The organism is Thermus thalpophilus, from assembly GCF_022760915.1.
GTDB classification, from domain to species: Bacteria; Deinococcota; Deinococci; order Deinococcales; family Thermaceae; genus Thermus; species Thermus thalpophilus.
Window position 1 is genome coordinate 1 of sequence record NZ_JAKTNS010000046.1, and the last position, 12,627, is coordinate 12,627.

Sequence of the window (12,627 nt, forward strand, 5' to 3'; positions counted from 1 at the left end):
GGTCCACGGGGCACCTCCTCGTGCTAAGGTGTGCCCCCCTATTAAACACGGACCCTTACACATAAATCCTTACACGACCCAAGGCCATGAGCGAGCAGCCCACCTTTGACGCCACGGGCAAGCTCTCCTGGTCGGGCGGGGCCAAGTTCTACTGGCAAGCGGACCTCTCTAAGGCGCGCTTCGTGGTCTTCGTGGGGGCGAACGTCTTTGAGGGCAACTACGGGCCACCCCTCCGCGTGGGCTGGATCACGGAGCGGGCAAGCCACGGGGAGCTGGAGTACGCCGTGGTTGACCCGCGGGCGCAGAAGGCGGTGAAGGGCGCAAGCCGCTGGATCGCCCCCAAGCCGGGGCACGACGCCGCCATCGCCCTGGGGGTCATCCGCCTCCTCCTGGAGTGGGGCAAGGTGGACACCCGCTTCCTCTCCGCCGCCAACAAGGGTGCCGCCAAGGCCATCGGCGAGACCAGCTGGACCAACGCAACTTGGCTAGTGAAGCTGAAAGACGGGAAGCCGGAAAGGCTCGTGCGGGCGAGCGACCTGGGCCTTCCGAAGCCCAAGGCCAAGGTGGGAGACAAGGAGGTGGAGCTGGACGCCCCTGTGGTCCTAGCCCAGGGTAGGCCCGTGGCCTTCAATCCCAACGACGACAACCAGGCGGTGTTCGGCGACCTCTTCGTAGATACGGTCCTCCAGGGTATTCCCGTGAAGAGTGCCCTAGCGCTCATCAAGGAGGAGGCTTTCCGCCACCAGGTGAAGACCTGGGCCGCTCTGGCCGGGGTGAAGGAGGAAGACATCCGCTACCTGGCAGAGAAGCTCGCCCAGTATGGCAAGAAGGCGGTGGTGGATGTACACCGGGGGGCCAGCCAGCACACCAACGGCTTCTACAACTGCTTCGCCTGGTTCACCGTGAACGCCCTCTTGGGGAACGTGGACCACCAGGGCGGCTTCGTCCAGGCCAGCACCTACGACATCACCGGCGGAAAAGCGGGAGGGCCTTTCGTCCTCAGCAAGCTCCACCCCAAGCCACTAAGCCCCTTTGGCATCTCCCTCATCCGCCACGATGTGAAGTACGAGGACACCACCCTCTTCCAAGGCTTCCCCGCCAAGCGCCCCTGGTACCCCCACGCCTCCGACGTCTACCAGGAGATCCTCCCCTCCGCTGCCCAGGGCTATCCCTACCCCATCAAGATCCTCTTCCACTACATGGGCTCTCCCGCCTACGCCCTGCCCGGGGGCCACGAGCAGATCCGGGCCATGCTGGACCCGGACAAGATCCCCCTCATCGTGGCCTTTGACATCGTGGTGGGGGACACGTACCTCTACGCCGACTACATCATCCCCGACCTCTCCTATTTGGAGCGCTGGGAGTTCCACGGAAGCCACCCTTCCATCATCTGGAAGGTGCAGCCCGTGCGGCAGCCTGCTATCCCGCCCATCCCCGAGGAGGTGGAGGTCTTCGGGCAGATGATGCCCATCTCCCTGGAAAGCTTCCTCCTTGCCCTGGCCGAGCACTTAGGCCTGCCCGGGGCCGGCCCGAAGGGATTTGCCAACGGGATGCCCTTCACGCACCCCGACCACTTCTACCTGAAGCTCGCCGCCAACCTGGCCTTTGGGGAGAAGGCCGACGGCTCGGAGGCCCTACTCGAGGCGGACGAAAGGGAGCTCGCCGTCTTCCGCCAGGCCCGCCGCCACCTGCCCCCTTCGGTCTTTGACGAGAAGCGCTGGCGGGAAGCCGTGGGCGACGAGGGGCTTTTCCGCCGCACCGTCTACCTCCTCAACCGGGGCGGCCGGTTCCAGGAGTTCCCAAAGGCCTACGCTGCCAATGACCTGGTGGCCAACCGTTACGGAAGGCAGGTGAACCTTTTCCTAGAAAAGCAGGTTCTTTCCCTGAACCCCATGACCGGAAAGCCCTACTGGCCCCTGCCCGCCTACTTCCCACCCTACCAAGACGTGTTGGGGCGGCAACTCCGGGACCCCGGCTACGGCCTAACCCTCCTGACCCACCGGAGCATCCTGCAAACCAAGAGCCGCACCATTAGCAACTACTGGCTCCTGGCGGTGAAGCCGGAAAACGAGGTCCTGCTGAACGCTTTGGACGCTGAGCGGCTTGGGCTGAAGGACGGGCAACTGGTCAAGGTGGTTTCCGCCACCAATCCCAAGGGCGAGTGGGACCTGGGCCCCTTCGGCAAGAAGCCCATGGTGGGCCGGGTGAAGGTGGTCCAGGGCCTGAGGCCTGGGTGCGTGGCCTTCCCCTTGGGTTGGGGCCACTGGGCCTACGGGGCGGCTGATCTCGTCATCAACGGCCAGGTGGTGAAGGGCGACCCCAGGCGGGCCAAGGGGATACACGCCAACGCCGCCATGCGCCTGGACCCCTACCTGAAGGACACCGCCCTCACGGACGTGGTGGGCGGGAGCGTGGTCTTCTACGAGACCAAGGTGAACCTGCTGCCGGTGTGAAGGCTGTCCCCCCGGGGTACCCGGGGGGACAAACCTCCTCTATACCTGTGATAAGGTCGTGATGGGGGCAAGGAGGTGAAGTGTGATCCCAGCCTATAGAAGCGCGAACAACCCGACCCAGTGGGCGCTAGAGTTTATCCGCCTGGTGATGCTTCTCCTCTGCCTGGTGGGTTGGGTCATGTACCCCTTGGAGCTCCTCCTTTTAGGCCACTGGACGGAAAGTTGGCAGAGCAAGATCCCCTTCTTTGTGGCCGTGCCAGGCTTTGTCTTCACCCTCTGGGTGCTCTTTGACCGCAAGACGCCGTGGGTGCGGCTCGCCTTCATCCTCACCATGTGGGCTTCCATCTTCATCGGGATTTTGGGGGCCTACTTCCACCTGCTTTGGAACTTTGAGGGTGAGGTGGCGTGGGAGTTTGAGGCGGCCATGAAGGCCATGGCGGGAAGCCGCCCGGTGCTGGCGGCCTTGGCCTTCACCCACATGGGGGTGACGGGGCTCCTTGCCATCTACCGGGCCCGTTAGGAGGTGCGCCGTGATTGAAGCTCTGATCCGCGCCAAGACCGAGGAGGAAAGGCTTTTGGAGTTCTTGCGCTCCACCTTCCTCCTGATCGCCCTAGTGGGGTTTGCCTTTTACGGCATGGAGCACTGGGTCCTGGACCACTGGACGGAAAGCTGGCAGAGCCGGATTCCATTCTTCGTTTCTCTCGTGGGGTTTCCCCTCACCCTCCTCATGTTCTTCCACCGGGGCAAGTGGGTGCGCTACCCCTTCCTCCTCTGGATGCTTGTCAGCGTGGCCACGGGCATCCTGGGCGCCTACTTCCACCTGCTTTGGAATGCCCAGGATGCGGAGGTAAACCTTTTCACCCTTCGGGGCTTCTTGGAAGCCTTTGAAGGCAGTCGGCCGGTTTTGGCGGCCTTGGCCCATACCCACGTGGGCGCTGTGGCCTTCGTGGTGGGGATAACCATAAAGGACTAGCGGAGGTGCAGGATGAAGCGAAGCATGGTTTGGCTTTTGGTTCTGGCGTTCGGCGCGGCCTTGGCCCAGGCTCCCAAGATAGACGGCAAGATCACCAGCGGGGAGTACGCCAAAAACTACAAGCACGAGAAGAGCGGCATTACGCTCTACTGGAGCGTGGTGGGGGACACGCTGTATCTGGCCCTCGAGGGCGAAAGCAAGGGCTGGATCGGCATCGGCTTCCTGCCGGAAAAAACCGACAAGAAGAAGGGAGCGGACCAGTACCTCTTTTACATGGACGGTGGCAAGCTGGTCGCCTTGGACATGTACCAAGTGAAGCGCACGGGCTCGCCCTCCCCCGACGAGAAGGAGGGCGGCAAGAACTCCATCCTGGCCGCCGCCGCCACCTACGAGGGCACCAAGTGGACGGTGGAGTTTAGCCGCAAGCTGAAGACCGGGGAGGCCACCGACGTGGAGATCGTCCCCGGGCGGAAGCTCCTGGTGCTCCTGGCCCACTCGGAAAAGATGGACCCCAAGGAGGAACACAAGAAGACGGAACGCTGGTACCTGGAAGACTTCGCCTTCTAAGGCGGGCAAGCCTGGACCCGGGCACGGCCCGGGTCCTTTTGTTTGCCCTCCTGGGCACCGCCTTCGGCCCGCCTGCCGCCTGGAAGACGAGGGGGCTGTCCGCCGCTTAAAGGGCTTACCATGAAGGTGTGGCGGAAATCCGGGTGGGCACCGCCAGTTGGACGGACGAAACCCTCTTGGCCTCGGGCTGGTACCCGCCCGAGGTAAAGGGGCACCCGGAAAAGCGCCTCCGGTACTACGCCCAGCACTTTGACACCGTGGAAGTGGACAGCACCTTCTACGCCCTCCCCCGGCCCGAGGTGGTGCAAAAGTGGGCGGAAAGGACCCCGGAGGGCTTCCTCTTTCACGTGAAGGCTTATTCCGCCTTCACCGGGCACGGCCTCGAGGCCCAAACCCTCCCCAAGGACCTCCGCTCCCTTCTTCCGCGGCAGGAAGGCCACCTGGCGCAACGGGAGGTGCCGGGAGAGGTGATGGAGGAGGCTTGGAACCGCTTCTTCGCCGCCTTGGAGCCCCTGAGGCAGGCGGGCAAGCTGGGCTACCTCCACTTCGGCCTTCCCCCTTGGACCGAACCCAGGCCCCGAAGCTTCCAGTACCTGGAACGCTTGGCGGAAAGGACGAAGGGCTACTGGGTGGCGGTGGAGTTCCGCAACCCCAAGTGGTACACCGCCTGGGGGTTCGTAAGAAAGGAGCTACTCCGGCTTGGCCTCATCCACGTGAGCGTGGACGCCCCGCCCCACCCCGAAGCCCCCCCAAGGGTCCTGGAGCCCACCCACCCCGTGAGCGTCCTCCGGTGCCACGGCAGAAACGCCGAAACCTGGAAAGGCCCCCACACCAAGCCCTACGAGCGCTTTAACTGGCGGTACTCCGAGGAAGAGCTCCGGGATCTAGCCCAGGCCACCCGAACCTTGGCGGAGCGGGCGGAGAAAGTCTTCGTGATCTTCAACAACAACTACGGCACCCAAGGGGTGGAGGCCGCCCTAGGGCTCAAGCGCCTCCTGGGCCTTGGCCCCCCGCCCTGGGCCAGCGCCCTCCTCTAAAGCGCCAAGGCCAATCCCTCGGCCCGGGGGTCGCTGGCGGCCACCAGGGCTTCCCCCTCCCTCAGGACCACCTGGCCCCGGCCAAACAGCCCGTACTCCGCCTCGTAGCGCACCCGGTGCCCCAGGTCCTTGAGGAAGAGGGCCGTGGCCTGGGGTATGCCCGGCTCCAAGAGCACCTCGTCCCCCCCGTCCCCCGGCACCACCTGCCAACGGGGCCGGTCCAAGGCCGCCTGGGGGTTCAGGCCGAAGTCCGCCAAGGCCACCACCACCTGCACGTGCCCCTGTGGTTGCATGAACCCCCCCATCACCCCAAAGGGCCCAAGGGGCCTGCCCTCCCGGGTGAGGAAGCCTGGGATGATGGTGTGGTAGGGCCTTTTCCCCGGCCCCACCCGGTTGGGGTGGCCCTCCTCCAGGGAAAAGCCTAAGCCCCGGTTCTGCAGAGCGATCCCCGTCCCCGGCACCAGGACCCCGGAGCCGAAGCCCTGGTAGTTGGACTGGATGAGGGAGACCATCACTTCCCCATCCGCCGCCGCCAGGTACACCGTCCCCTCGGGCCTGAGCCCGGGAAGCACCCGGGGCAAGGCCCTTTCCCCAATAAGCCGACGCCTTTCCGCGGCGTAGGCCGGGAACAAGAGGGCCTTAGGGTCCAGCTCCAGATACCGGGGGTCGGCCACGAAGCGGAAGGCGTCCGCCAGGGCGAGGCGCATGGCCTCCACCTGCAGGTGGTAGCTAAAGGGGTCCTCCGGCCTCAGCTCAAACCCCTCCAGGATGGCCAGGGCCAGAAGCGCCGCCACCCCTTGGCCGTTGGGGGGAAGCTCGTGCACCGTGAGGCCCCTGTAGTCCAGGGAAAGGGGTTCCACCCACTCCGGGGCGTGGGCCTTCAGGTCCTCCAGGGTGAGGAGGCCCCCCGTGTCGGCGCTGAAGCGGGCCAGCGCCTCCGCCAAGGCCCCCCGGTAGAGGCTTTCCCCGTAGGAATCGGCGATCTCCCTCAGGGTCTTGGCGTGGAGGGGGCTACGCCACACCTCCCCCGCCCGAGGCGCCCGGCCCCCAGGGAAGAAGACCTCCTTAAAAGCGGAAAACTCCGGGCCCGTAAGGGGCAGGTAGATCCCTTCCGCCCGCTTCCAGGCCCTCCCCGTCTCCGGCCCCACGGGGAAGCCCTCCTCCGCGTAGCGGATGGCGGGAGCTAAAACCTCGGGGAAGGGGAGCCTACCCCACCGCTCGTGCAGGGCCCGCCAGCCCGAAACCGCCCCGGGCACCGTCACCGGAAGCCAGCCCCTTTCGGGCATCCTTCCCTCGGGCAGGCGCTCGGGGGTGAGGGCTAAGGGGCTTTTGCCCGAGGCGTTTAGGCCGTGGAGCTTCCCGTCCCAGACCTGGGCGAAGAGGTCCCCCCCAAGGCCGTTGGAGGTGGGCTCCACCACCGTGAGGCAGGCGGCCATGGCGATGGCGGCGTCCACGGCGCTTCCCCCCTTGAGGAGCATCTCCATCCCCGCCAGGGCCGCCAAAGGTTGGCTCGTGGCCACCGCCCCGCGGCGGCCCAGGACCACGTGCCGCCGGGAAGGGTAGGGGTAGTGGGTGAGGCGCATGCCCCCATGCTACCTTGGAGGGGATGGCGCGCCCCCCCCTTTCCGAGGCCCAGGAGGACTACCTGAAGCACCTCCTTCTCCTGGAGGAAAAGGAGGCGCCGGTGAGCACGCAAGCCCTGGCAGAGCGGCTTGGCGTCCGGCCGCCCTCCGTGACGGAAATGCTGAAGAAGCTCGCCGCCTTGGGCCTTGTGGCGTACCACCCTTACCGGGGGGCCCGGCTCACCGAGGCGGGGAGGCGGGTGGCCTTGGAGGTGTTGCGCCACCACCGGCTCCTCGAGGCCTACCTGCACCAGGCCCTGGGCTTTGGCTGGGAGGAAGTCCACGAAGAGGCGGAGCGGCTGGAACACGTGATCAGCGAGACCCTGGAGGAAAAGATCGCCGAGCTCCTTGGCCATCCTCCCTTTGACCCCCATGGGGACCCCATCCCCACCAAGGAACTGGCTTTGCCCGAGGTTCCCGCCCTACCCTTGTCCGAGGCACCTTTGGGCGAAGCAAAGGTGGTGCGGGCCCTGGCCCAGGACCCGGGTACCCTAAACCTGCTTGGCCGTCTAGGGCTTACCCCGGGAGCCCACCTCCGGGTACTAGAGCGGGCGGGAAACGTGCGGATAGAAGTGGGAGGCCAGGTCTTCCTGCTCCCTCCGGAACTGGCCAGGGCGGTGGGAGTAGCAGTTCCTTAGGCCGTGAAAGCCCGGTAAACCTGTGTGCGGAAGGCGTGCTGGAGCCTAGCGCCAAGCCGGGAGTGGAGGGCCCTTGCAGGCTCCAGGACGGAAAGCAGATTGGGGGCCTGGCTCAGGTAAAGGGCGCTTAAGCCCAAGGCGGGGTCCACGAAGAAGTAGGTGCCGCCAAACCCTGCCCAGTTAAACTCCCCCGGGCTCCCCGGGGAAAACCCCGCCCCGCTCAAACGCACCGCCACCCCCAGGCCAAACCCGTACCCGGGGCCCGGGAGGTACTCGGGGCCCCGCTTCAAGCCCTCGGCGTAGAGGGGGCCCAGGTGGTCCTCGGTCATGAGCCGAGCTAGGCGCGGGTGGAGGAGGCCCTTCCCGGTGCGCAGGGCCTCGAGGAACCGCAGGTAATCGGAAGCGGTGCTCACCCCGCCCATCCCCCCGGCGTAGCGGGGCGGCGGGGCCTCCACGGGGATGAGGGCGATGCGCCGACCCGTCTCTGGGTCCTGGGGAAAGGGCTGGGCCAGGCGGGCGGGGTCTTGGGCCTGAAAGCCCGAGTCCCGCATGCCCAAAGGGGCAAAGACCCGCGCTTTCAGGAGGTCCTTTAGGCTCTTCCCCGTAGCCGCTTCCAAAAGGTGCCCCAGCACGTCCGTGGAAAGCCCGTACTCAAAAGCCTCCCCCGGTTGGAAGCGGAGGGGCAAGGCAGCAAGCCGCTTCAAAAACGCCTCCCGGCTTAGGTCAAAGCGGTCCACGCCGGCCTCGAGGTAAAGCCGCTTTACCGCAGAGGCGAAGAAGACCCCGTAGGTGAAGCCAGCGGTGTGGCGCAAAAGCTCATAAACGGTGAGGGGAGCCCTAAGGGGCTCTTCCCGCACCTCTGCCCCCACCTCCCTCCCCACCCGCAAGGCCCCAAACTCGGGCAGGTACTTCTCCACCGGGTCCAGAAGGCTCAAGACCCCTTCCTCCACCAGGCTTAGGGCCAGGGCGGAAACCCAGGGCTTGGTCATGGAGTAGACCCGGAAAAGGGCGTCCTCCCTCATGGGGAGGCGCTTTTCCGGGTCCAGATAGCCATAGACCCCCTGGAAGATTACCTCCCCCTCCCGGGCCACCAAGACCACCGCCCCCGGCAGGAAGCCCTCCTCCGCCAGTTGGCGGAAAAGCCGGTCCAGTCCACTAAAGTCCATGCCTCACCCCCCCGGGCATGCCCCGAGCCTACCCCGGGCTAGGCGGGCGCGGCCCCGATGGTCCGCCCCCCGTCCACGAAAAGCACCTGACCGGTGATGAAGCTGGACTCGTCAGAAACCAGGAAAAGCGCGGCATAGGCCACCTCCATGGGGCTTCCCGCCCGGCCCAAGGGCGTGGCCGCAATGGCCTTCTCCCGCACCTTCTCCGGCACCTTGGCCGTCATCCGCGTCTCAATAAACCCCGGCGCCAGGGCGTTCACCCGGATCCCGTACCGCCCAAGCTCCAAGGCCAAGGTCCGGGTGAGCCCCACCACCCCGGCCTTGGACGCCGCATAGTTCGCCTGCCCCAGGTTCCCCAGGTACACCCGGCTCGCCGTGAGCACAATGCTCCCCGGGTTCCGCTCCCGCATGGCCTCGCTGGCCGCCTTGGCCACCAGGAAGCTCCCCGTGAGGTTCACCCTAAGAACCAGCTCCCAGTCCTCCAGGGGCATCTTCCAGTGGAAGTTGTCCCGGGTGATGCCGGCGTAGTGCACCACCCCGTCCAGCCGGCCAAACCGGGCCTGGGCCTCCTGGAAGCCCCGCGCCACGGAGGCGGGGTCCGCCACATCCATGACGAGGGGCATGGCCCCCGTGGCCGAGGCGGCCTCCGCCAAGGGGCCTTCCTCTATGTCGCAGGCCACGAGCCGCGCCCCCTCCCGGGCGAAGAGCTCCAGGGTGGCCCGGCCGATCCCGTGGGCCGCCCCGGTAATCAGGACCACCTTATCCTTGAGCCGCACGGCGCACCTCCCCACGACCGAACGGTCGGTAAGGCCACCCTACCCCTTTGCCCCCTCCTCCGTCAAGCGCCAGGCGAAAAAGGGCGTTTCCACGAAGGGCGGCGGCCCGCCCAAGTACACCCGTAGCCCCGGCAGAAGGAGGGTTTCCCCCTCCCACTCAAAGGTGAAGGGGTCCACGGGAAGGGGGTAGTGGAGCACCCCCTCGCGGGGAAGGCCAAGGCGAAGCCACTCCGGGGGGGAAAGCCGGCCCACCAGGAGGTAGCGGGCCCGCCTCGGGCCGCTTTCCGTGTAAAAAGGGGTTTCCTTGCCCAGGTCTAGAAGGAGCGCCCGGCCCCGCACGTAGAGCCGGGCCCTATCCGTCCAGGTAGACATGGGGCCTCCCCTCCAGGAGGGCCACCCGCACCCGGGGCCCGTAGAGCCCCTGGAGAAGGGGCTCTGTCAGCACCGCCCAAGGCGCCCCCTCCGCCACAAGCCGCCCCTCCCGCAACACCGCCACCCGGTGGGCCAAGGCCGCCTGGTTGGGATCGTGGAGGACCGAAAGCACCCCCACACCCCGCGCCACCAGGGCCCTAAGGAGGGCCACCACCTCCCCTTGGTGCTCCAGGTCCAAATAGGTGGTGGGCTCGTCCAGGAGGAGGTAGCGAGGCCTCGCCGCCAGGGCGCGGGCCAGGAGGATCCTTTGCCGCTCCCCCCCGGAGAGGGTGCCGAGGAGCCGCCCCTTTAGGTGGGCCGCCCCCGCCGCCTCCAGGGCCCAGGCCACCGCCTCGAGGTCCGCCTCCCCTTCCCTGCCCCATAACCCCAGGTAGGGAAGCCGCCCCAGGCGCACCACCTCCTCCACCAAAAGCCCCTCGGGGTAAGGCCCCCCTTGGGGCAGGTAGGCGAGGAGGCGGCCCCGGGCGTAGCTCCCATAGGCCTCAAGAGGCTTCCCCTCCAGGTACACCGCCCCCCGCTTGGGCTTAAGGAGCCCCGCCATCACCCTAAGAAGGGTGGTCTTGCCGGAGCCGTTGGGCCCGAGGAGGGCCACCCATTCCCCCGGGCGCACCCTGAGGTCCACCCCCTTTAGGGCAAAAGGCCCCGCCACTCCCCTCGCCTCAAGCCCGTCCACGCCGCCTCCAAAGGAGGTAGAGGAAGAAGGGCCCCCCGAGGAGCGTGGTCACCACCCCCACGGGTAGCTCCGCCGGCCGGGTGAGGGTGCGGGCGAGGAGGTCGGCCAGGGCCAGGAGGGCGGCCCCGCCCAGGGCGCTCGCCGGAAGGAGCAGGCGGTAGTCTTCCCCCAAAAGCCGCCTCAGGGCGTGAGGGGTGACGAGCCCCACGAAACCGATGATCCCCGCCTGGGCCACGCTGGCGGCGGTGAGGAGGCTCGCCGCGGCCAAAAGGAGAAGCTTTAGCCCATTCAGGGGAAGCCCCAGGCTCCGCGCCACCTCCTCCCCCAGTTGCAGCGCATTGAGCACCCGGCCCAGGAGGAGAAGGGGCGGCAAGGCGAGGAGGAGGAAAACGGCCAAGGCCCTCACCCCCGGCCAGCCCAAAAAGGCCAGGTTCCCCAGGGTGTAGGCGAAGACCGCCCGGACCCGGTCGGCGTCCTGGAGCATCAGGTAGGTGGTCAGCCCCGTGAGGACGCTTCCCACCACCACCCCCGCCAGGACCAGCTCCCCGGTCCGCGCCACCCCCCCGGCCAGGACCAGGGTGAGCAAGGTGGCGAAAAGGGCCCCCAGGAAGCCAAAGAGGGTAGCGGAAAGGGGAAGGCCCTGGAAGACGGCGTGCTGGGCGAAGGCGGGGGAAAGCCCCCCCAGAAGAACCGCCAAAAGGGTCACGCCGAAGGCCGCCCCCGAGGCGGCCCCCATGAGGTAGGGATCGGCCAAGGGGTTGCGGAATAGGCCCTGGAAGGCGGCCCCCGCCACCCCCAAGGCCGCCCCCACCAGCATCCCCCCGAGGACCCTGGGCAGGCGAAGCTCGGTGATGATGGGGTTTTCCTGGAGGCCCAAAAGGGCCCGCACCACGTCCCCGGGGGGCACCGCCACCGCCCCCAGGGCGAGCCCCAGGACCAGGGCTATGGACAAAAGGGCGAGGAGCCAGGCAAAGACGAGGCTCCGCTTGAGGGCGAGGGGCAGGGACAAGGTCATGGCCTAGCGCCCGTGGAAGCAGTCCACCAGGAGCCTAAGCCCTTGGGCCACCCGGGGACCGGGGCGGGAGAGGAGGTTGTCCTCCCCCCCTGTGTACACGCAGATCCTCCCCGTCTGCACCGCCCTCACCCGGCTCCAGCCCGGCCGGCTCTGGATGGTTTCCCGGGCGTTCGGGTAGGTGGCCACGATCACCTCGGGGTTTTTCTCCACCACGAACTCGGGGGCGATCTTGGGGAAAAGCCCAAGCTCCTTGGGGACAATGTTCACCCCCCTAGCCTTCTGGATGAGGACCCCGATGAAGCTCTCCGGCCCCACGGTGTATGGGGTGGGGTCAATCTCGTAGTAGACCCGGGGCCTCCCCTTGGCCTTGGCCGCCCGGGCCTCCTCCTGGTAGACCTCCCTCTGGATCTGGGCCACAAGCCTTTCCCCTTGGGCGGAAAGCCCCAAAAGCTGCGCCACGGTGCGCACCGTTTTGAAGATATCCTCGTAGGTTTCCGTGCGCACCACGAACACGGTGAGCCCCGCCCGTTCCAGGGTTTCATATAGCTTCCCGTAGCGGGAAACCAGGACCAAGTCGGGCTTCAAAGAGACGATGAGCTCGGGGTTGGGGTTGTAAAGCCCCCCGGCCTTGGGAAGCTTCTTGACGCTTTCCGGCCAGTCGGAGTAGTCGTCCGTGGCCACCAGGCGGTCGCAGGCCCCAAGGGCGCAAACCGTTTCCGTCACCGAGGGCAACATGGAAACAATGCGCTTAGGCGGGGCTTTTAGCGTGACCTGGCGCCCCAGGTCGTCCGTGAGGGTGACGGGAAAAGCGAAGGCCAAGGCCAGGAGAACCGAGAAAAACGCCCAAAGCTTCTTCATGCCTACCTCCCTTCAGGCCGCTAGGGCCAGGTGCGCCGGGCCCGGGGGAGGTAGGGCAACGCCCCTGCCAGAAGCGGCAGGGGCGTGAAAAGGTAAAGAAGCCCCCAACGCTCCCCCATCCGCGTGAGGTGCCCGCCCTGGGGAAGGGCGGGCGGCCCTGGCAGGTATTCGGGCTTCCGGCCTGCGAAGAAAAGCTCGTAGCGTGGCCGGTTACCGTTGCGGGACAGCGCCGGACTTGCACCGGACTTCCCCACTTTAAGCCTGGACTACGCGCCCAGGCACCAGGGCAACGGACCTGGCTTTGGGGCCCTAGCGGGCCTTGCCCTTAGGCTAAGGCGCTTCGCCCTGGCTGACAAGGGCTTGTAGTCGGTCAACACATTTGAGACTCTGTGGGGACCGCCTCCCCCCGTATTTTA

13 protein-coding genes and 1 riboswitch are annotated in these 12,627 nt (G+C 66.8%); of the genes, 6 read left to right on the plus strand and 7 right to left on the minus strand.

Features of this window, described 5'->3' with window-relative positions:
* Positions 1 to 86 precede the first annotated feature (86 nt).
* The 5 genes from L0D17_RS11870 to L0D17_RS11890 all read left to right on the plus strand — a co-directional run bounded on the left by L0D17_RS11870 (position 87) and on the right by L0D17_RS11890 (position 5,031).
* Positions 87 to 2,453, plus strand: a complete 2,367-nt coding sequence (locus tag L0D17_RS11870) for a molybdopterin-dependent oxidoreductase (protein WP_243095506.1) — start codon at positions 87 to 89, stop codon at positions 2,451 to 2,453.
* A gap of 82 nt (positions 2,454 to 2,535) precedes the next feature.
* Positions 2,536 to 2,973, plus strand: a complete 438-nt coding sequence (locus L0D17_RS11875) for a hypothetical protein (protein WP_243095507.1) — start codon at positions 2,536 to 2,538, stop codon at positions 2,971 to 2,973.
* Between the two features lie 10 nt (positions 2,974 to 2,983).
* Complete coding sequence (locus L0D17_RS11880) at positions 2,984 to 3,427, plus strand: hypothetical protein (RefSeq protein ID WP_039456798.1); 444 nt, start codon at positions 2,984 to 2,986, stop codon at positions 3,425 to 3,427.
* A gap of 12 nt (positions 3,428 to 3,439) precedes the next feature.
* A complete protein-coding gene (locus tag L0D17_RS11885; protein ID WP_243095508.1) occupies positions 3,440 to 3,994 on the plus strand; it encodes a DOMON domain-containing protein in 555 nt (184 codons plus the stop codon).
* Between the two features lie 128 nt (positions 3,995 to 4,122).
* Complete coding sequence (locus L0D17_RS11890) at positions 4,123 to 5,031, plus strand: DUF72 domain-containing protein (protein WP_243095509.1); 909 nt, start codon at positions 4,123 to 4,125, stop codon at positions 5,029 to 5,031.
* Here L0D17_RS11890 and L0D17_RS11895 read toward each other — a convergent pair.
* Positions 5,028 to 6,614: a gamma-glutamyltransferase family protein gene (locus L0D17_RS11895; RefSeq protein WP_243095510.1), complete on the minus strand. Its 1,587-nt coding sequence runs from the start codon at positions 6,612 to 6,614 to the stop codon at positions 5,028 to 5,030. The two genes, L0D17_RS11890 and L0D17_RS11895, sit on opposite strands and share 4 nt — an antisense overlap.
* Positions 6,615 to 6,637: 23 nt before the next feature.
* Here L0D17_RS11895 and mntR point away from each other — a divergent pair, with 23 nt between their 5' ends.
* A complete protein-coding gene (mntR, locus tag L0D17_RS11900; RefSeq protein ID WP_243095511.1) occupies positions 6,638 to 7,291 on the plus strand; it encodes a manganese-dependent transcriptional regulator MntR in 654 nt (217 codons plus the stop codon).
* On the opposite strand, the gene L0D17_RS11905 is transcribed toward mntR, so the two are convergent.
* Genes L0D17_RS11905 through L0D17_RS11930 form a run of 6 tightly spaced genes read right to left on the minus strand, consistent with a single transcriptional unit; the run spans position 7,288 to position 12,211 of the window.
* The gene (locus L0D17_RS11905) at positions 7,288 to 8,457 is read right to left on the minus strand and encodes a serine hydrolase domain-containing protein (RefSeq protein ID WP_243095512.1); all 1,170 of its coding nucleotides are present in this window, start codon (positions 8,455 to 8,457) and stop codon (positions 7,288 to 7,290) included. The genes mntR and L0D17_RS11905 overlap by 4 nt on opposite strands.
* A gap of 38 nt (positions 8,458 to 8,495) precedes the next feature.
* Positions 8,496 to 9,233, minus strand: coding sequence for an SDR family oxidoreductase (locus L0D17_RS11910; protein ID WP_039459850.1), 738 nt, complete (start codon positions 9,231 to 9,233; stop codon positions 8,496 to 8,498).
* A gap of 39 nt (positions 9,234 to 9,272) precedes the next feature.
* Positions 9,273 to 9,605 carry a hypothetical protein gene (locus tag L0D17_RS11915; protein ID WP_039459849.1) on the minus strand — a complete coding sequence of 111 codons (333 nt, stop codon included), beginning with the start codon at positions 9,603 to 9,605 and terminating at the stop codon, positions 9,273 to 9,275.
* The gene (locus L0D17_RS11920; protein WP_243095513.1) at positions 9,586 to 10,338 is read right to left on the minus strand and encodes an ABC transporter ATP-binding protein; all 753 of its coding nucleotides are present in this window, start codon (positions 10,336 to 10,338) and stop codon (positions 9,586 to 9,588) included. The genes L0D17_RS11915 and L0D17_RS11920 overlap by 20 nt, the downstream gene beginning before the upstream one ends.
* A complete protein-coding gene (locus tag L0D17_RS11925; RefSeq protein WP_039459845.1) occupies positions 10,325 to 11,353 on the minus strand; it encodes a FecCD family ABC transporter permease in 1,029 nt (342 codons plus the stop codon). The genes L0D17_RS11920 and L0D17_RS11925 overlap by 14 nt, the downstream gene beginning before the upstream one ends.
* Positions 11,354 to 11,356: 3 nt before the next feature.
* On the minus strand, positions 11,357 to 12,211 hold the full coding sequence (locus tag L0D17_RS11930) for an ABC transporter substrate-binding protein (RefSeq protein ID WP_039459844.1): 855 nt from the start codon (positions 12,209 to 12,211) through the stop codon (positions 11,357 to 11,359).
* A 142-nt stretch (positions 12,212 to 12,353) separates the two neighbouring features.
* A riboswitch (cobalamin riboswitch) is annotated at positions 12,354 to 12,512 on the minus strand.
* Positions 12,513 to 12,627: the final 115 nt, after the last annotated feature.

Bases quoted from the DNA above. Each gene is read 5' to 3' on its own strand.
- mntR (WP_243095511.1), top strand. From the start codon at position 6,638: ATGGCGCGCCCCCCCCTTTCCGAGGCCCAGGAGGACTACCTGAAGCAC.
- L0D17_RS11895 (WP_243095510.1), bottom strand. From the start codon at position 6,614: ATGCGCCTCACCCACTACCCCTACCCTTCCCGGCGGCACGTGGTCCTG.
- L0D17_RS11930 (WP_039459844.1), bottom strand. From the start codon at position 12,211: ATGAAGAAGCTTTGGGCGTTTTTCTCGGTTCTCCTGGCCTTGGCCTTC.
- L0D17_RS11925 (WP_039459845.1), bottom strand. From the start codon at position 11,353: ATGACCTTGTCCCTGCCCCTCGCCCTCAAGCGGAGCCTCGTCTTTGCC.
- L0D17_RS11905 (WP_243095512.1), bottom strand. From the start codon at position 8,457: ATGGACTTTAGTGGACTGGACCGGCTTTTCCGCCAACTGGCGGAGGAG.
- L0D17_RS11870 (WP_243095506.1), top strand. From the start codon at position 87: ATGAGCGAGCAGCCCACCTTTGACGCCACGGGCAAGCTCTCCTGGTCG.
- L0D17_RS11915 (WP_039459849.1), bottom strand. From the start codon at position 9,605: ATGTCTACCTGGACGGATAGGGCCCGGCTCTACGTGCGGGGCCGGGCG.
- L0D17_RS11885 (WP_243095508.1), top strand. From the start codon at position 3,440: ATGAAGCGAAGCATGGTTTGGCTTTTGGTTCTGGCGTTCGGCGCGGCC.